Origin of the sequence: Granulicella sp. L60, from assembly GCF_009765825.1 — a bacterium.
GTDB lineage: Bacteria > Acidobacteriota > Terriglobia > Terriglobales > Acidobacteriaceae > Edaphobacter.
Map to the genome: position 1 here is coordinate 420,185 of NZ_LMUR01000022.1, position 19,470 is coordinate 439,654.

The 19,470-nt window shown below is 57.2% G+C and carries 12 protein-coding genes; 5 read left to right on the forward strand and 7 right to left on the reverse strand.

Annotated elements, in window-relative coordinates:
• Positions 1-286 precede the first annotated feature (286 nt).
• A complete protein-coding gene (locus tag GSQ82_RS22785; RefSeq protein ID WP_158794567.1) occupies positions 287-1,738 on the reverse strand; it encodes a sugar transferase in 1,452 nt (483 codons plus the stop codon).
• Positions 1,739-2,161: 423 nt separating this feature from the next.
• Here GSQ82_RS22785 and GSQ82_RS22790 point away from each other — a divergent pair, with 423 nt between their 5' ends.
• Positions 2,162-2,881 carry a response regulator transcription factor gene (locus GSQ82_RS22790; RefSeq protein WP_158794568.1) on the forward strand — a complete coding sequence of 240 codons (720 nt, stop codon included), beginning with the start codon at positions 2,162-2,164 and terminating at the stop codon, positions 2,879-2,881.
• Between the two features lie 71 nt (positions 2,882-2,952).
• On the opposite strand, the gene GSQ82_RS22795 is transcribed toward GSQ82_RS22790, so the two are convergent.
• Entirely contained in the window at positions 2,953-3,726 is a 774-nt protein-coding gene (locus GSQ82_RS22795; RefSeq protein WP_158794569.1) for a WecB/TagA/CpsF family glycosyltransferase, read from the reverse strand.
• 515 nt (positions 3,727-4,241) lie between these two features.
• Between GSQ82_RS22795 and GSQ82_RS22800 the strand changes: the two genes are divergently transcribed.
• Both GSQ82_RS22800 and GSQ82_RS22805 read left to right on the forward strand, forming a co-directional pair.
• On the forward strand, positions 4,242-6,521 hold the full coding sequence (locus tag GSQ82_RS22800) for a polysaccharide biosynthesis tyrosine autokinase (protein WP_158794570.1): 2,280 nt from the start codon (positions 4,242-4,244) through the stop codon (positions 6,519-6,521).
• Between the two features lie 220 nt (positions 6,522-6,741).
• The gene (locus GSQ82_RS22805; protein WP_158794571.1) at positions 6,742-7,626 is read left to right on the forward strand and encodes a polysaccharide biosynthesis/export family protein; all 885 of its coding nucleotides are present in this window, start codon (positions 6,742-6,744) and stop codon (positions 7,624-7,626) included.
• Positions 7,627-7,649: 23 nt separating this feature from the next.
• Here the strand turns inward: GSQ82_RS22805 and GSQ82_RS22810 are convergent, their stop codons facing one another.
• The 4 genes from GSQ82_RS22810 to GSQ82_RS22825 all read right to left on the reverse strand — a co-directional run bounded on the left by GSQ82_RS22810 (position 7,650) and on the right by GSQ82_RS22825 (position 13,478).
• Positions 7,650-8,738 carry a polysaccharide pyruvyl transferase family protein gene (locus tag GSQ82_RS22810; RefSeq protein WP_158794572.1) on the reverse strand — a complete coding sequence of 363 codons (1,089 nt, stop codon included), beginning with the start codon at positions 8,736-8,738 and terminating at the stop codon, positions 7,650-7,652.
• A gap of 74 nt (positions 8,739-8,812) precedes the next feature.
• Positions 8,813-10,066 carry a glycosyltransferase family 4 protein gene (locus tag GSQ82_RS22815; protein ID WP_158794573.1) on the reverse strand — a complete coding sequence of 418 codons (1,254 nt, stop codon included), beginning with the start codon at positions 10,064-10,066 and terminating at the stop codon, positions 8,813-8,815.
• Positions 10,066-11,370, reverse strand: coding sequence for a lipopolysaccharide biosynthesis protein (locus tag GSQ82_RS22820; protein ID WP_158794574.1), 1,305 nt, complete (start codon positions 11,368-11,370; stop codon positions 10,066-10,068). Before GSQ82_RS22820 ends, GSQ82_RS22815 begins: the two co-directional genes overlap by 1 nt.
• Before the next feature lie 170 nt (positions 11,371-11,540).
• A complete protein-coding gene (locus GSQ82_RS22825; protein ID WP_158794575.1) occupies positions 11,541-13,478 on the reverse strand; it encodes a glycoside hydrolase family 55 protein in 1,938 nt (645 codons plus the stop codon).
• A 313-nt stretch (positions 13,479-13,791) separates the two neighbouring features.
• Between GSQ82_RS22825 and GSQ82_RS22830 the strand changes: the two genes are divergently transcribed.
• Positions 13,792-14,682 carry a glycosyltransferase family 2 protein gene (locus GSQ82_RS22830; protein ID WP_256370110.1) on the forward strand — a complete coding sequence of 297 codons (891 nt, stop codon included), beginning with the start codon at positions 13,792-13,794 and terminating at the stop codon, positions 14,680-14,682.
• Between the two features lie 243 nt (positions 14,683-14,925).
• Here GSQ82_RS22830 and GSQ82_RS22835 read toward each other — a convergent pair whose 3' ends face one another.
• Complete coding sequence (locus GSQ82_RS22835) at positions 14,926-15,792, reverse strand: glycosyltransferase (protein ID WP_158794577.1); 867 nt, start codon at positions 15,790-15,792, stop codon at positions 14,926-14,928.
• 490 nt (positions 15,793-16,282) lie between these two features.
• Here GSQ82_RS22835 and GSQ82_RS22840 point away from each other — a divergent pair, with 490 nt between their 5' ends.
• Positions 16,283-19,450: a hypothetical protein gene (locus tag GSQ82_RS22840; RefSeq protein WP_254061863.1), complete on the forward strand. Its 3,168-nt coding sequence runs from the start codon at positions 16,283-16,285 to the stop codon at positions 19,448-19,450.
• Positions 19,451-19,470: the final 20 nt, after the last annotated feature.

The following is a 19,470-nucleotide window of genomic DNA, read 5'->3' on the forward strand; positions in this document are numbered from 1 at the left end:
CGCTCACTCGCGCTGATTCACGCACGCATAAAACGGACGCGAATTCTCTAGTTCTCTTTAAAGAGATGCACGGTCTGCCAACCGCGTTTGCCGCAGGGGCGATGGAATGGGAAGGATTGATGACAGGCACATACCGTAGGCGGGTTGGGACGGTATGTTTTGCGATGGAAGTGTGATTTGCAGAGGTGTCTACTTGGACGGGCGCGACGGCCATTGATCGTGTCATCTGTCATCGTGGACGTTTCGTACTAGCAATAGCGAAACGTCCACTGATGAGCCGATGATTTTATACAGCGCCCGATCCACGGAAGACGGCTGGTATGGTTTGGAACAGAATCTTGATATCCAGCCAAACCGACCACTGATCGATGTAGCGCATATCGAGAGCCATCCATTCGTCGAAGCCGATGGAGCTTCGTCCCATAATCTGCCAGAGACAGGTGATGCCGGGCTTTACACTGAAGCGGCGGCGGTGCCAGTCTTTGGAAAATCCTTCGTAGTCACGCAGCGGGAGCGGTCGAGGACCGACCAGGCTCATGTGACCGATGAAGACGTTCAGGAGCTGCGGGATCTCGTCGAGACTTGTCTTGCGCAGCCATTTGCCGAACTTCGTGATGCGGGGATCGTTGGTCAGCTTGAAGGTCGGTCCCTGAGTCTCGTTGAGGTGCTCGACCTGCGCGATGAGTTTTTCCGCCTCTTGAACCATGGTGCGGAACTTCAGGATCTTGAAGGGACGTTTCCCGTATCCCATTCTCGTCTGCTTGAAGAACACTGGCCCAGGCGAGGTCAACTTGATCAGGATTGCGACAGCCGCGAAGATCGGCGCGAGGGCGATGAGCAGGATAGAGGAAATTGCGATATCTGCGAGACGCTTTACAAGCGAAGCCCGCGCGTTCCAGGACTCGTCGTGCAGGGTGATGGTGCCGATCGATCCTCTAAGGAAGGCCGTGCGCCGGGAGGTTCCCTGATCGAAGAATGTTCCTATGGAGCGGACGGCGATGCCGTGGTTGCGGCACAGGGAGACGATCTTCGCGGTCTGATGATAGAAGGACGCAAGCGGAAGCGCGACGATGACTTCATCCACTGGAAGTGTTCTAAGCAGCATCGGCATATCGTCGAACCCGCCGAGAAGTTCACCGGAGTTGGAATCTGCTGTCTGCTTGTTCCACCACTGGTCGTCGACGAAGCCCTGCAGACGGTAGCCCCACTCCGGATGGAGTGCGATGTCCCGTGCAAATCCATCGGCGCGGCGATTCGTGCCAACGATGAGGATGTGTCTGAGGTTGTGTCCGCGTGCGCGAATGGAGTGCACGATCGCCCGGCCGATCAGACGCGTCGACATGAAGGCGCTGAACGTCAAGACCCCGAAGAAGAGGCTGATGAGAGCCAGGTCCGCGACTGGGTGTTTGTAGGGAGAGCAGATGAGCCACAGCCATATGAAACTGAAGAAGGCACATACTGCGCTGGCGGAGCAGACGTCAAGCGTCTCTTTCAGATAGCCGTCGAGTCTTCTGGATCGGTAGAACCGGTTGATCCGAAGCGTGGCGTGCCACCCAAATGCCAGGATGAGCGTCTCAAGAAATACCTGGATTGGCCGATGAGTCTCCAGGGAGGAGAGAACGCTGAGCGTATGGCTGTGCGATGTCGCGGCATAGGAAACGCCTAAACAGCAAAATAGAATGCCGACATCGCCAATCTGAACTAACTCTAGAAGCGTATTTCTGTTCGAAGGTGTCATTGGGGGAGCCCCTTCCGATGTTGCCTTCTCGCGAAGTTAAGGTTCGATGACTGGACAAAACGACAAATAGCGTCTAGATCTAACGCTAGACGCTTCGGCTTGAGGTGGCAATGAAAAAAAAGGCTTGAGGCGTTCTTCTCATGTATTGAATCAAAAAGTCGGGTTCTCATATGAGAGATTCTCCTTATATGTCCTATTCAGATATTTTTTGGTAACTCTTGACATGCATATACTTCGAGCATTTAATGATTTTGAGGGCCTACAAACTTGCGTTGTAATCAATAGGGAAACTGGATTTTTTCAACGAACCAGAGCGCTACATAATCTGAGAAAGAGTACCCAATCGAGCATTACTCAATGTCGGAGACCTCTATTCATCAGTCTTCTGAAAAACCCGCACCCGAGCGAGTTATCAGGATCCTCATGGCAAATCTACCTGCCATGCTCTGCGAACTTCTGCATAAAGCATTTGATGCAGTTCCTGACCTGAAGGTTGTTGAACCGGTCAATGATGTGCCGCAGATGCTAAATGCCACAAAGGGCGTTTCCGTCGACGTCATTCTTTTGGGCTCTTTGAAAACGGAGAAGTTACGCGACGCGGTGGAGCTTCTGGACTCGCTCCCGCACTGCTATAAAAGCGCAAGTACGGTTATTTTGACCCAGGACACCGATTACGCTGAAGTCATCTCATTATTTCGCTCGGGGGCGAGGGGCATCTTCGGTAGTGCTGATCTTCGATTCGATCTACTCTGCAAATGTATCCGATGCGTCCATCAAGGACAGATATGGGCCAGTAATGAGCTGTTGTCTCATCTGGTGATGTCCCTATCGCGTCCGAAGTTTACTGATGTAACGGATCGGCAGGGAAGGTCGCTGCTTACCGCGCGGGAGCAACAGGTTCTGCATTTATTAGCAGAGGGGCTGAGCAACCACGAACTGGCGAATGCGCTGAAGGTGAGTGAGCATACGGTCAAGAATCATCTCTTCCACATCTACGACAAGCTGGGAGTTTCCAATCGGATGGAGGCTGTTCTGTATGCGCTTACACCGCGCAATAAGATTCCGTCGAAGAGTTATTCCGTGGATAGCGAGACTTCAGCGGCGAAGGTGCGCCGCGCCAAAATAGGTAAGTCTCCCGCATAGGGTTTGAATGCAAGCGAACTCGGCGAACGAAAGTGTGACTGTTCGCCGAGCTTCAACGCGAAGTTACGCGTTCAGATTGAGAAACGCTTGAGGCCGGAGAGCTGCAGCATTGTGAGCCAGATGAAGCGCGGGTTATTGTAGAGGTATCGTCTCCACAGACGACGCGGCTCTTTGATCAGGCGATAGAGCCACTGCAGCCCGGCACTCTTCATCCAGTCGGGGGCCTCATCCAGATTTCCACTCAGTAGATCGAAGGCTGCGCCGACTCCTACCATCAACTTTACTGGCAGTCGGCTTGTGTAGGCAGCCATAAACTTCTCCTGCTTGGGCGTGCTCAATCCGCACCAGAATATGTCGACGCGTGCTGCTTCCAGCTGCGCCCGCAGTTGTTCTTCCTCATCGGAGTTCAGCGGGCGAAACGGAGGAGTATACGTTCCGACAATCTCGAGTCCAGGAAAGCGACGGGTCAACTCCGAACGTAACTCTTCGGCGACGCCCTCCTTTCCGCCATAAAGAAAATGGCGGTAACCGCGGCTTACAGAGCGTTGACAGACGTTTTCCATGTAGTCCGGTCCATAGACGCGAGTCATGTCTTTGAAGCCATGGAGACGGCCCAGCCATACGGTTGGCATGCCATCGGGCGTCGTTAGAAACGATCGGTTGAGAATTCCGCGAAACTCTTCGCCTGCCTGCGCCTCCATGATGCCGTGTACTCCGGTCACGCAGATATATCCGCTGCCGCCGCGGTCGAGCAACGCCTCGCTCTGCTCAATTGCGCTTTGCATGGAGAGGGCGCTGACACCAACGCCGAGGATATTTACTCTTGACTGTTCGCCAGAGGTCATCGTGTCTCCTTGTGCATTTAGGGTGACTCTGTCTTCAGTGTAGAGAAGCCCAAATGGGCTGTCTACCGTCCAAATGGAACCACTCTGATCCAGCGTGAATCTTGCTTGTTGTTGCGCGAAGCATCCCATTTTATGGTGCGAAGCATCTTATGCAGTAAATTGCTCTTGTTGCTGTTACAAAAATATTATTAGGCGAAGCGGAGTTCCGACTTCGAGCTACATGCAGACATCTGCATGAAATAGGCAAGTGCAAGGCTTAATCGAAGCCTGTTTCAAAGGTGTTAAAACCTCGAGGCTGTGGGAAGAGAAGAGATCTTTCAGATGCAAGCCTAAAGACGATACAATCGCAACAGATCTTTACCTCCCCAGCCGGGCACGAGCGTTACGTATCTTTGCGGCGGATACAAGTAAAGAACAACGAACGGGCGTACCGTCTTCTGCCTTAGTTGGCTGCAAGAAGCGATATTCGAGCGGTTCCAAGGCTTGCGATTACAGAACTTTGGAGACATGAAGCTATGGCCCTACTCAGAAGTGAGTGGCAAACACCCAACGGTCAGCGTCAATCGGATCTTCAGCATCACAGAGTGCTCGACGCGGCGAGCCACGCAGCGCCGGAGCAGTACGAGTCGCTGAGTGATCTGCTTGCTGTACTACGTCGCTATCGCGGAATGATCGCACTCATCACGCTGTCGATGGTGCTGCTCGCGTTTCTTGCGTGTCTGCTGTTGACGCCAAAGTACAACTCTGTCGCAACACTGGAGATCATCCCCGACGACGCCTCTGCGGCGGGAGGGGGCTCCTCGGGCGCTCCCACCAGCGATGTAAAGACAGAGGTGACGACCGACGTAACCATTCTGCAGAACAGTACGCTTGCGCTGCAGACAATCGATAAGCTCAATCTTCTGTCTCACGTACCTTACAAGCGCACGATCGATAAAAAAGAGATAGGCCGTCCGCTCGACCAGGCTCCGTTGACACGGCAGAAACTGCTGAAGATGTTTGAAGCCTCGCTGAAGGCTGAGCCTGTCGAAGACTCGCGGCTGATCCAGGTTACATTTCGCGATCGCGATCCGGTCGTTGCAGCCTCGGTGGCAAACACGCTCAGCGAGATGTTCATCGAAGACTACGTGCAGCGTCGTCTCCAGTCGAGCTCGCAATTTTCTTTCTGGCTGAACAAGGAACTTGAGGGCTCGAAGAAACGTCTTCAGGAGTCGGAGCAGGCGTTGGCGGACTTTCAGAGGAGCAGTGGTCTGGCGGGAATCAATCTTGGTGGAACGATACCGGGTTCAGAGGGTGTGACGGTGGAGTCGCACAATGCAGTCGTCGATCGACTGAATGCGCTGAACCAGGAGCTGGATACAGCTGAGGCTAATCGTATCTCGAGCGAGGGCGTCTACCGACTGCTGAAGGATCAGAGCCCGGAGGTTGTGCTTGGGCTTGGACCGATCGCATCGCTGGTTGGCGGTTCCGCAATCGGACAAACTGGCGGCCTCGATCTTCTTCGCACACTGCGCGCGCAGCAGGTCGCGCTGAAGGTTCAGTATGCGGATCTAGAGACGAAGTACGGCGCGAAGAATCCGCGTTTGATTGAACTTCATAACCAGATGGACACGATCAATTCGTCTATCAAGATCGAACTCGATAACATTACGGCGCGCGCTTATAACTCGTACCAGTTTGCAAAGTCGTCCGAGGACACGGTAAAAGCCCAACTCGCCAAGCAGCAGGAAGAGGTAAACAAGCTTTCGGACAACACCGCAAAGCTGCAGGTGCTGTCTCAGCAGGCGCTTTCGAATCGCGCCCAGTATCAAAGCCTCTTCTCGCAGGTACAGGCGGCGAGCGTGCAGCAAGGTATTCATGCCACGCGTCTCTCAATTGTGGATCGCGCGCAGGTCACGGGCCTTCCCTCCTTCCCGAACTATCCATTGACGCTGGCTGTCGCGATGCTTCTTGGGATTCTGATCGGCATCGGTGTCGCCTTCCTTCGTCAGAGCATGGACGTCTCGGTGACACTGCCACGCGATGTCGAGATGGCGGTACATTCTCCCGTGCTTGCATTTCTTCCACTCTTCTCTGGCAAGACTGCTGAACTTTCAACCTCGTCGAACGCCAGCGCGTTGCTCTCGCAGCCAGATTCTCCATTGGCCGAGGCCTTCCGCGTATTGCGTACGGCCCTGATGATGAGCAGCCCCGCCGAGCCAGGAAAGACGCTGTTGATTACAAGCCCACTGGGCTCGGACGGCAAGACGACCATTGTCTATAACCTCGGCATCGCGCTGGCGCAGCAGGGATCGCGAGTCCTGTTGATCGATGGAGATCTTCGCCATGCCGATCTTCACCACTACTTCGACATTGTCAATCAGAATGGGTTGAGCGACGCGCTCGAGGCACAACAGACTGATGTGCAAGCTCGTCTTAAGACCCATCCCAGCGTGGAGAATCTTGTGTTGTTACCAGCTGGAGCAAGGCCTGGGCTGCCCTCTGAGCTCTTCACCGGGCCGACGCTCGATTTACTGGTAACTGAGATGCGCAAGGAGTTCGACTGGATACTCATCGATAGTCCGCCCGTGCTTCCTGTTGCCGATGCAGCCGTGCTTGCGGCGAAGGTGGACGCGATCCTTCCCGTGGTTCGTGCAGGTATTACCTCTCGCGCGGACCTGCAGAGCATGAATCAGTTACTGGAGCGCACGGGGGCTCCTATTGTCGGCTACGTCCTGAACGGCGTACCTCAGAGTTCGACACGGCTTCACAGCTACGGCAGCCCACGCAGCGCACGGAAGGGATCTTATGCCTGAAATGTTCCCGTCTTCAATCGCCTCAACAGCAATCACCACAATGTACTCGATATCTCATCGCCGAAGTCGCTCTTTGATTTTCTGCGGCGCTACACTGCTTCTTCTGCTTACCGCCGCGAGTTGCACCGCGCTTGCCCAGACCAGTGGTCAGCCTCCAGTCGGTGGCTCTTCTACCTTAGGAAGCGGTGGCTCTTCTACCTTAGGAAGCGGCGGATCCGCGGTGCTGCACACGCGCCCGCAAGGTGCCAGCGCAGGCGCAATCACTTCCGTACCCGACGACTTCTCTTCGGCCACACTTGCTCCCGGCTATCTGCTGGATATGCAGGTCTACGACATGCCGGAGATCTCCGGCCAGCTCCGTGTCGACAACAACGGCAACATCACCGTGCCGATGGCGGGTTCTATCTCTGTCAACGGCATGAGTTTGTCCGAAGCGCACGATGCCATCGAAGCCAAGCTGAGAGATGCGCAGATACTCAAAGACCCAAAGATCAACCTCGATGTTGCGCAGTACGCCGACAGCAATGTTACGGTGTTGGGCGAGGTGGGGTCCCCTGGGCGTGTCCCGCTGTTGGCGCCGCATTCGCTCTCCGATGTGTTGGCCATGGTGGGGGGTGAGACGATCACCGCGGGTGACACCGTGGAGATTCGCCACTCCGCGAATGGGCACATGACCACGCAGGTTGTCCCCTATGCACGCAGCAAGAACACCCCAGCAGCGGAGGATATCGTTGTTCGTCCGGGCGATACCGTTACGGTTCCACGTGCCGGTATTGTGTATGTGCTTGGCGCCGTCACCCGGCCTGGCGGGTACGTCATGCAGGAGGATGGACAGCTTGACGTGGCCCAGGCGCTTGCCCTTGCCTATGGCACACTGATGAATGCCTCGATAGGTGGCATCCACATTGTGCATAAGAACTCTGACGGGACGTTGACCGAAATACCTGTGAAGTTTCGGAAGATCACGCAGGGCAAGGCGAGCGCTCCAATGCTGCACGCCCAGGACATCGTCTATGTACCGGTCAGCAAAGGTAAGACGGTGCTTGCGTCTTCTCTCGGCATTATCACCTCGACATCCTCGGCCCTTATCTATACTTCGCGCTAGCGTTCGGCTAGGTTTAGTGAGGTTCAGCGGCGTCCATGCTGCAGCGCCAGCGAGGTGGCCTCTTCGACCATGTAACGATAGGTCTCGGCGGTCTCTGCCAATTGACGGCGAATGCTGTCGCGTTGTGCAAAGACATCATCGAGCTGCGTTGCAAGTTCGCGCGGTTCGCCATCTGCTGCAATTGCTGGAATGGCGGAGTTCGAGAGCAGCGATCTGACCTTCGCCTTGCCTCCGTATGCGATGGGCAGCGTGCCTGCAAGCATTCCCATAATGAGCGGATGCATGCGCGCACTGATGACAGCATCGACTCGTGCATAGATGTCAAAGGTCTCCGCTACGTTCGAAGCATGTGCCACCTGAACGCCCTCGTCGTCTAGAAAGCTCTTCTTGACCTCGCGGAGGGCCTGCACGTCGTACGCCTCGCGTAGATCATGAGCGAGGAACTCTACACGGAAGTCCAACTTGCGCAGCGCAATGACGAGGTGCTTGTAGCGGGATACGTCTTCCAGCACACGTGCAGGATCGTAGGCCACGGCCACGGCTACCGTTCGCACTGTGCTGCGGCCCGGCTCCCACTGCGGAAGCTGTGAGCGGTCAAGAGAGAAGACAACATCTCGTGTCGTCCATACCTTTGCAGCTGGCACGCCAGCCTCACGCACGACCGTCGAAGACTCCTCATCGCGACAGGTGATGACTTCGGCGAGCCCATAGAAGTGTCGCACCAAAAAGCGAGGGATGGTCTTCCGCAGCGGCTCCGCCCCGACACAGAGAACGAGCGGACGATGACTCCACAGCTTGTTCACTGCGATGAAGATTGAACTCCACCCGATCGGCCATGCATACGAGCTGTCGTCGATCATCTGACCTCCACCGACGATCAGACGTGCGTGACGGAAGATGCCGAGACAGCGGAGCAGCGGCCCGGATACGACGGCGATGTTCCATTCCTTATACTGCGCCTCCACTGCGGCGCTGACACCATCGGGTATAAAGACGAATTGTTCGGCAGCAGGATCGAGTTTGCGAATCAGCCGGGACAACGCCCAGAGAATAGCTTCGTCACCAAGATTGTTGCCCGCGTAGCCGCCCCAGAAGACATATTTTCCTGCCAACTTATCGTCCCCCTCTAATCTGCAATGCAGTACTTCTCCATCGCAGCGATGCCGTCCGGTGCGAAGATTCGGATCTATCTGTCATGCGTCACCTGCGCGAAGATCTCAAGCATCGTCTCCGCGCGTCTGCTCCAGGCGAACCCCTGGGCAGCGTGCCATGCGATCTCCGACATGCGATTACGCTGTTCTAGTGTGAGTGCGGCGAAGTCATCGAGAGAACGGGTAAGACCGCGCACGGTCTCGCTTACGTTCGGCCCCAGCTCGACGCTCAGGCCGCCTCCGGCGGGGAGAAAGTCGCGAGCTCCGCTCATGCTCAGCGCGATGAACGGAAGACCCTGGCTCATGGCCTCGAGGAGTTGCGAGCCGAAGGAGTCGCGCAGGCTGGTGAAGAGTATCGCGTCGTGCGTACGGAAGTTGTCTCGAACCTCCATCCAGCCAAGGCGTGCGCCGCTCCAGTGCACTCGTTCCGCGAGTCCCCGCTTTGCCAGCATGGCGTCCATCTCCGCTCGCTCGATGCCGTCCCCGATGAGGGTGAGCTGAATCTTCGGGGATGAGTGTTGAAGCGCATCGAAGGCGAGCTCCAGACCTTTGCGCCGTTGAAAGCTTCCCACCCACACCAGATGAATTTCGTTTGTCGCGGTGAACTGGCGCGGGCTCTCCGAGGCGTAGTCGCGCCGCAGACCTGTGTCGCACAGCAGGCGCACATCGCGGCATCCCGCACTCCTGGCCAGAGCCGCTGTGTCGCTATTTGCTGCGAGCACGACACGCATCTTGCGCATGGAACCGCGATAGCCGGGCATTCTTGGCAGTAAGCGCGTCAATAGCGTGCGCCGCTCTTCATGACTCCGCCCCGAACCGTAGTACTCGAGCAAGCTTTTAGGCGTTACCTGCCCACCGCCCACAGGGCCGAAGATCGTAGGAAGCCCTAGCCGCCACAGCTGCGTAGGAACATGAACGCTCCCATAGGAGACATGCAGCACGAGATCGAAACGTTTTGTCTTCGCAAGGAGACGAGCTTGATGCCACGTCTTCCAACTCCACAGCAGATAGTGCTTGCCTCCGCGCTCCCACGGAGACATCCACGGAACATCGACGAAGTGGAAGCGCAGGTTCGGCATGGGATTCGCTGCGAGGAACGCCTCGTTCGCCTCGCGGTTTCGAGCCGCCGTAAATACATCGAGCTCGCATCCGGCTTCGGCGAGGCTCATGACCCAGTTCCAGCCGATGCCTACCTCGGAGCCGGCGTCGGGCCGGCAGGCATACGAGGAGAGCAGGACACGAAACGGTGTGGTTCTGCGAGGATCGGTCTTAGTTGTAACTTCGGTCATCAATTCTCTACCTGCGCCAGTTTCATGTCACGACGCAGCCGCCGTACATGCAGCCATAGTCCGGTGCCCACAATGCATTGGAAGAGAAATTGAGTTGCGATCATGCCCAACATGGCGCCGCGAAGGCCGAGCAGGCGGGTGCTGGGGCCTGCCAGCAAGATCGAGAAGATGGTCATCGCCAGATAAGACCAGAATACGGGACGCGTATATTCAAGCGCCTGCAGACCGGCCCGCAGCGGTCCGGAGAAAAACGCCATGAGGTAGAGCAGCGCATAGAGTTGGAGTATGTAGCCATAGCTCGCATACTTGCTGCCGTAGACCAGCTTCAGCCAGAAGTCGGGCCGTACGCCGATGCAGATGACAAACGCCAGCGTGACCAGTCCCCAGCGCACCAGGATGCTGCGGATATAGCGGAAGGATGAGTCGAGCCCCTCGGTGTGCATGCGTCGTGCGGCCTCTGCGGGAACGACGTTATCCAAACCGAGAAACCAGATGTGCGCGACACCGACGATGTTCTGCGCAGAGCGAAGTACGCCCGCCGCAGCTGCGCCGTAGTACAGCGGCGCAGCGACGGCAAACAGGTTGCCCGCGCTCCACTGCATGAAGGCTGAAGGAAGCAGCCAGCGTGAGATGCGCCAATGCCGAAGCGATACATCCCTGAGTGAACTGCGGATCATGGTAATGCGTTCAAACTTGAAGCCGCCCACCACAAATCCAAAAACGGAGGTGAGCCCGATGATCCACAAGGCCTTCGCAGAAGTAAGACGGGATTGCTTCGCGAGCAGAAGAAGAATAGGTAACTGCGTAAGGTAGCTTGCAGCGTCGGTGATCAGCGCCCACATGCTCTGGCGTACCGAGAAAAAATACCGGCGAAGGAAGTCCTGCAAAAGATAGGACAGCACGACGAAGCCGAGCGGTAGGGTAAGTCCGCCTACATTCCATCGCGGAAAGAACCTCGTCGAAAGCATAACGCCGGCCATTACCAGCAGCGCGCTGAGGACGGCGAAGGCGATCTCCTGAGCCAGAACAGCGCCGAAGTAAGCCGGTCGCTCCGACGTTGCCTGCTTCGGCCCGACGCTCATCATGGGAGATACGACGAGAGCCCATTGCAGACTGTTGACGAACAGCACCGTCATCCAAGCAAGGGCAAAGACGCCATACTCGGTTACGCCAAGACTGCGCGCGAGTATGACGTTCGTTATGAAGTTCGCGCCACTGACTAGCGCCTGGTCTCCCAGAGCAGCCAGCTCTCGACCTCCGCTGACGCGAAACAGGATCTGTCGCAGCCTCTGCAAACTGTGCAAACCACATTCCCCAAGGTCGTGTTCGTAAAAAGGAATTCGCCGGGAGGAGCACTCACGAACAGCGAAACTTAGCCGGATGTTAGCTTAAATCCGACCATTACGGCGCTCTGAATGATTATAGCAATCGGATGTTTATTCGGAGTTCTGCGTTGTAAGCAGAAGCATCCGCGCTATTTGCCGTGATAAAGCGGCATCACATAGCGGAGTGACGGATTCGATGTGACCTGTTCGTTCACCCCGTTGATAATCTCCGAGACCTGGATGTCGTAGCCGCAGTCTGTGCAGTAGTTCGACTGCGAATAGATATAGGAGACGGACTGTGTTGCAGCCCGGAACATGATCGAGTTTGACGGAAGCACGCTGGATGGATAGATGAGATTGCCCAACACCTCGGTCTGACCGGTTGAGCTGGTGTCGATCACGATTCCCTCTTTTTCGGTCTTCAAGCCGAGCACCCAGAACGTGCCGTTGTTGGTGATCTTCGTGCCGGGAATCTCGTCGTCCAGCTGTCTCGCCCACACCTGCTGTCCCGGCTGAATAACGATCGGCGTTGCGGCGATCATATCCTCAAGAAAGAGGTCTCCCGCCCCGGTAAAGCTCGTATAGGTATAGTTCCCATTGTTGAGGACGAGCGGTCTGGTGCCCTGCTGATCGACTTTGACGCCATACCCGAACTGCTCGACGATCAGCGGGGTCGCGCTATTGCTGTTCACGACGAAGCGAATTCCGCCGCCATTGGTCCCCGATGCATCGACGTTCACGATTGAAGAGAATCCGATGATCCGCTTGACCGTGTCTGGAACCGTGACTACGGCCTCGTTGTAGGAGGCATAGGTGTTGAACGGAAAATAGACGGTCGACGCACCACTATTGAGTACTGCCTGCAGCTGTGCCTCATTGACGTATGTTGGCGTGAAGGGCGCCCAGTCCGAAAGGTTCGTGTCCTCATAGGTCGGTGTCTCGGCGATCGGAAGGTTCAGGCTGGAGGCCTTGGAGCCACCTCGCAGTGTCAACGGTGTGCCGTTCACGTACTCGGTAATGGCGCCTGTGACCGTCTTAGGCGTTGCGGTGATCTCGTCCAGTAGAGTAGCGCCATAGCCAGCCGATGTGACACTTCGCGCGTATATATTGCCGAGACTCTGAATCGCCTGGGTGCTCGATGCCCCGCCCTGCAGCTCTGCGTCGAGCAGCAAGACCATCCCATGTTCATTCATGATCGCGGGCACTTTATTGGTACTTAAAAGGTTGCGAACGCTGATCGTCTGTTCCGAGTTGTAAATGCCCGCGACGCTCTGATTTTTGAGCGTGATGTTCTCCATGACCTGTCCATACTCATAGTTCGATGTCTGCATGCCATATTGAAAGCCGCTCACTGCAACGTTCTTGATCAGCAGTGGACCAGCGTACTGCCGCGTGAGCAAGATACCGGCTACGCCCCCGCCGTCCTCGCTGAGAATGTTTACATTGCGAATTGAGCCGCTGTTGTTGGAGACATAGTCGATAGCGACAGCACCAGGATTATCGGCGCCGATGCTGAAGCCGAGGTCGAAGATGTTCTCGCGGAAGGAGCTAATTCCAGCAGGGGTCTGGATCATCGGCATTGGAGTTCCTGCCGTGCCGAAGCCGGCCGCGGACGGCGCAAGCCGGATAATGCTTGTGGAGGATCCTGCGCCCTCCAGCATGACGCAGCATCCATTCCAGGACAGAGTCTTGCTGATCAGGTACGTTCCCGCAGGGAAATAAAGCGCCTTGGGTGCGCCGTTGTAGTTTCCCGTCGCATCGCTCCGGCTGTCGCTGAGCGCAGCCTGGATGGCTGCCGTGTCGTCGGTCTTACCGTCTCCTGTTGCTCCATACGTCTTAACAGACGTCATAAAATTGGCGGGGCGCACGATTGGCCCGGCGGCCAGTTCCGCTCCAGTGACGGACGAAGTCGACCCAGTAGCCAGCGGCCCGGCTCCGCTACCCGAGGCGCGGGTCAGTTCGGTCACCGCGCTCCCGCAGCCGCTGAGCAGCGCGACGGGGATACAAATCAGAGCGAACCCCTGGAGGAGCCGCCATTTTAGACACTCGATGCGTGAGAGGGAAACCATCATACGGATGTCGAGCATAGGGCAATTATGCAACAAAATGCATATGCGCACTGTGACACGAAAGTTGTGTAAACCTAATATGGCTGGGCATTTAGCATAGGATGTCGGACTAAATTGCTGACCCCGCAGGGCTTATTTAGAGCATTTCCCAAATGGGAACTGGAAATTAATTTCTCTTTTTCTGCAATTTTTTACAACTACTTATCAATGAGAAGGCCCAGGATGGATTTTTTGCGATATTGTCCTGCCTGGATGCCCCATTCCCACCGGCTGCCAAGGGGCGTTATCCTAACTAAAATCTCGCTCCGGAAAGGGTGAAGTCATCGAACGAGTGAACGAAAATGGGCTTGTAGCTGTCATTTGCTCCGCGAATCGGCCGCAAATGCTGCATGATTCCGTCCTTTCGGTCGTCCGGCAGAGCGAACCATGCTCGGTTGTGATCAGCGTGCCGGCGGAGAGCGATGTGACCCAGGAGACGCGCAACCTACCTGGAATCAGTGTTCTGGTCGGGCCGCGCGGGTCGGCGGTGCAGCGCAACTACGCGCTCCGCAGCATCAGGCATCGTCCTGAGTGCGTGTTGTTTCTGGACGACGATGTGGAGCTGGACGAGAACTATGTTCGTGAGATTCTTGCCTGTTATCGCCGTCATCCTTCGGTCGCTATCGTCAATGGACGCAACCTCGCGCACGGCATCTACTCCGCTGGAACCGTGGATCGTTCGCTTTCACGCCGGCTGATCGAGGACTATCGCCGGAATCATCCCGAGGTTATGACGGCGGAGCCGGGGGCTGTGACACCGCTCTCGACCAACTACGGATGCCGGATGTCTATTCGCGGTTCGCTGCTGGGGAAGGTGAACTTCGACGAAAGATACGTACTTTACGCGTTTTTGGAGGATCTCGATTTCGCTTTACAGTGCCGTCCTTCGGGCACGATCGTCGAGAGCGACAACGCGCTGGGGGTGCATCTGGAGGTGGCGTCGGGTCGTATGGATCTGAAGCGCCGAGGATACTCGGAGGTGATCAATCCTATGTATCTGTGGTCGAAGAAGATTGGGTTTCCGCTGCGGTCGGCGGTTCTGGGGTCGGCGCGGCGTACGGCGAGGAGTGCGGTCGCGGCGGTTCGGGAGGGCGACGGTCAACGGCTTGCGGGAAATCTGATTGCCTGGATGGACGCTGCGCGGGGTGAGTTTCGTCCGGAAAAAATTTTGGAGATCTCCTGAGCGCGGATCGTCGGTTTTCCTGCGTTTTTAGAGGGGTTTTTGGAGATGGGCGTGTTTCGGCGTGGTTTTTTGCTGGTGAGTTGGTGGTAGTTGGTGTGGTGAAGATGGTGGCTTAGGGGCGGCTTTTTGAGGGCCGAGAGTACGCCACCATCTTCAACTTTATTTTCAGCGGGGCGCTTTTTACGCGGCTGAGCCTTTGGGCTTCGTTTCCTCCCATTTTCTTCGGACGACGGAGCTGGGTGGTCAGCGTTCGCGCAGCATCTCCACGAACGAGCTTTGGAGCAGGGAGCGCAGACGAAAGCGGGCCATCTGTAGTTTCTGCATGGGATTCTTCTGGTCGTTGAAGATCAGGTTGGCGCGGACACGCCCGAGGCGGACGCGCCGCCGCTGCCCGGCGGTCAGGGTCATGGTGCGTTCGACCTTGTCGAAGACGAGGTTGGTTGCGCGGATCATGGTGTTGCGGTTGTTGGAGGCGTTCGAGCCGTGGATGCGGTACTCGGCGACGACGTCGTTGTGGCGCACGACGGGATAGTTCTGGGCGAGGCGCATGTAGAGGTCGAAGTCTTCGGCGCACAACAGGTTCTGGTCCATGCCGCCGAGGGCGAGCATCGCCTCACGCGAGATCATGGCTGCGGCGGGGCAGTGGATGAGGTTGCACTCCAGCAGGGAGAGGAAGTAGTTGCGGCGCGGGGCGCAGATGTAGGGCGGGCCGGTGACTTTGCCGGTCTGGTCGATCTCGCGTATCGCTCCGAAGACGAGTCCTGGCGTGGGTTTTCCCGCCATCGACCGCAGGTGGGAGGCGACGGCGTCGGGCAGCAGGCGGTCGTCCTGGTCCAGAAAGAGGATGTACTCGCCTCGGGCCTCGCGCAGACCCCGGTTCCTGGCGACGGCGACGCCGCCGTTCTCCTGGCGCACGACGGTGGTTCCGGGGATGGTCATCAGAACTTTGTGGGCTTCTTCCGTTGAACCGTCATCGATCACGATGACTTCGATGAACGGGTGGGTCTGAGCCAGAGCGCTCGCGACCGCCTCATGGATGTATTCCTGCCCGTTGTAGTAGGCCATGATGATGGAGACGAGGGGCGTGGCGGAAACGGGTTTAAGAGACAATCTGCCTTCTCCTTGTGAATCTATGGGATTCGCGTCCATCCTTAACTCAGGATAGCTGATCGTTTGAGCGGCCTCTAGTGGGTGGCCCATGGGCGCATGCCCCTTCAGCTAATCGTGTGCAGAGTAAGTCTGGATCAGGATTTATGAGTAGTCGCCTGACTCGCATGTTGATGTCACGGAGTCTTTTGAAATCTTTGTCATTTCTTTATCTCTTGTGTGGAAATCGCTACGCGATGGGAGTAGAGTGTTTTTTCTCGAAGCTGCCGAACGTCTATAGGTTCCGTGGTTCATTACGCATCCGTTATGCGATATGGGACGTAACTTCTTTGAGATGGGCTTGCAGAGTGCAGTGTGACTGCGGCCCAGGGCCAGGTTGAGCTGAAGTTGCAGCCTCTCGGCTTCAGCTGCGCTACCTTCGTTGGTCGCGAGTTACTTCATACAAAGTGGTGGTCATTGCACGTCTCCGTGTTGTTGTAAGGAGGTACCAGCGATGAAGTCCTCTCTCCGTCTGTTGGCTGTCGCTTCAGTCGTCTTCCTCTGCCAGTGTGTGTGCTGCTCTGTCTATCCAGGCGAGATGGCGTGGGCGGTCTCGATGCCGGCCGTTGCGGCTGGACCGGATAGCCAGACGGTTTCTCCTGCGGCGAACAGCGTGATCATCCCCGGACCTCTGCGATCTTTTCTGCGCATGGCGGGGATCAGTCAACAGGTATCGCCGGAGGAGGTGCTGCCGCTGCTGGCGCGGAACGTCTATCTACGCGGATACGATAATGGCGCGCCGACGGTCTTCCTGACGTTGATCGACCGTTATGTCCACCAGGCGAGAGAGCTTCAGATTCTCGCGGGAACGAGCAGCACGATTCGCGTGGATGGCTGCGATGATGCCGGCACGCTGATTCAGATTCTCGGCTACCGGCTGCGGCCGGGGTGTGGCCAGAAGAACTTCTCGCTGGAGACGGCGAATCCGGAGAGAGCATTTCTTACGATCGACTCGGGCTTTCCGCTGGTCGAACTCGAAGAGGCATTGCAGAAGGGCACGCCGTTTATCTACTCGTATCCAGCGTCGCAGGTGCCGGTGCTGTTTCATGAGGGCGACTGGACTACGTTGAGCACGAAGCCGCAGCGAAGCTCTGGAAGCATTGTGGATGCGATTTTGAACGATCAGTCTGTGGCGCGTCTTTACTGGGCGCTGGCCAAGACGGATGCGGAGACTCAGGTTGCGTTGAAACGGTCGCCCGGACTGCGGGGCCTGCTTCCTCTGGTCGGCGTTCTGGACTTTTATGGGAACCAGCTTAGTACGCGCAACGGCCGCGTGATGGTGCCTGGAGGTACGGCAGCGGAGCCGGAGTGGAGGGAGTTGGTGGGGGCGAGTCCGGAGTCGCCGGGTGAGTTTCTTCCGCGTCTGCTTGCGAAGGATGGCGGCTGGCTGGTGGCGTACTACGATGTGCTGGCGCGCGTTCCGCGGGAGGAGCAGAGGCACCTTACCGAAGCGCCGCGCATGAAGCGTTTGTATGAGAGTTTTCGCGCGGGCGGGGCGGGGCCGAATGTGGTGAGGGGAGTGTTTCGAAAGTCTCCCGACCTTCTGGTTTTGTATACGCGTCTGCAGTGGGAGCCGAATGGTGATCTGCTTGTGCCGGGAGATCTGGCGGTGTGGAGAGAGATTCTTCGCGAGGGCGGCTCGAAGATGGTTCGCGACGAGGCGAAGCACGGCAAGCTGGAGCGCCCGGAGCAGTTGCTGGAGGCGTTGACTTCGCTGTCGTGCGTGGAGAGCGAGACGGGGCCGCTGCAGACCTATCTCACGCTGAGTGAACTCGATCGCGGACGGGAGCCGGGGAGACGTCTCTCGGTCGATACGGTGCGGGTGCTGGCTGATGGGTTCGCGAAGTTCAATAGCTGGTATCTGGTGTTTGCCGAGTTTCCGGAGTTGAATGACGACTCGATGACTCGGTTTGTAACTGTGGCGAACACAATTGGAAAGACCTCGGACCAGACGCTGCGGGGGAATGCGCTTGGGGCGTTTCAGGCAAACGTGGGGTTGTGGCAGATTCTGGCTCGACAGGGAGAGATTCCTCGCGCGGAGTTGAATGCTTCGTGGCAGAAGATGATTGAGCCGTTTGCTGCGATCTCTTCGTCGCCGCAACTTTTCGATGCGACACGCAGCTCGCTTGAAGGGCTGATGCTCGCTGCAGGTGGTGGCGGAAGCGGCGCGGGTGGGGCTTCTTCGCAGGATGAGGTTGTGGATCTGCTTGCGGGTCCGCGCCAGGTGAGCCCTGATGGTCAGCGTGTGCATCTTGCGTTGGAGGAGAGGATGCGGCTGGTTCTGGAGGATCAGCGGCTGGCTTCTTTGAGTACGCTGTTCGCGCTGAGCGATGGGTTGAAGGAGATGGAACAGGGCAAGGGGAACGGCGATGCGCTGCTTCCGTTGGCGGCGGAGCTTCGCGAGTTCGATCTGCCGCGTCCTATCTTTACGAATACAGAGAAGGTGATCTGGGCGCCGACAAACTATACGAATCATCATGCGGAACTGCAGGTGCGGACGAATTTGGCAAAGGTGATCAAGTCGCCTGCTTCGCGTGCGCAGCTTGAGGTTGCGCGTGGGCAACTGACGCCGTTTCTGCGCGACACGCTGGTGGGATTGAACTATGCGTACTACGAGCCGCCGGGGGCGCAGATGCTTCATCACAATCCGCTGTTCGTTCGGTCGCATGATTTTATGGGGGTGTCGATCATCGGCGTCGATCGGCTGTGGGGCGCTCCGATGGTGCTGGGCGCGGGGATGCCGGCGGGTGGAGGTGCGTACCTGATGGGATCGCTGGCGGATCTGTCGTATGCGCTGGCTTCGTCGGAGGAGGATTTTATCGCGCCGGAGAATGTGCAGGCGCTGATATGGAAGGAGCTGGTGCCGGATCTGCTGGTGAGTGCGACGCTGCCGCGGTGGTGGAGTGTAACGCCGAATGAACTTCATGCGGTGACGCTGTATCAGCGCAGCGGTGAGGAGATTTTGACTGCGTCGGTTGGAGACGCGCAGATGCGGCAGAGGGTCGTCGAGATTTTTTCGGAGAACATGGCTCCGCAGCGGCTGGAGCGGGTGGAACGATCGCTGCATCAGGCGGAGGATGCGGCTGCGATGGTTCCTCGGATTATGCCTGCGGAGACTTCGTATCTGGCGGCGGAGTATCGCAAGCGGTTTCCTAATGAGCCGGTTGTGTGGGGTCCGGCGAGTCGTGAGCTTGAAGAGTTGCGAGGGCGCTATCCGGCGGAGGTGAGCTGGCAGAGGGTGTCGAAGGACTTCGGCGTTCCGCATCCGACGCTGGCGCGGACGAATGGTTTGGATCTGCTGAATGTGAAGCCGTTTCCTTTCTTCGGATCGTATTCGAATCGACTGTTCGGTGAGTCATGGGAGTCGAGCAACTTGTATTGGGCGCGTCTGGCGGACGAGATGGGCTACTCGCCGGTGACGCTGAACAGCCTTATTCCAGAGCTGACGCGGTACACGATTACGAAGATCTTTGCGACGGAGCCTGAGGACTGGCCGGCGACCTTCCGCGCGGTGCAGGAGACGGGCAAGGAGTTTCGTCAGGGGAAGATTGCAGCGCTGCCGTTAGCAAAGGGCTCCGCAGGTGCGTCCGCGCAGGCTGTTGCGGACTCCACGGCACGATAGATTTCACCGCACGAATTTCA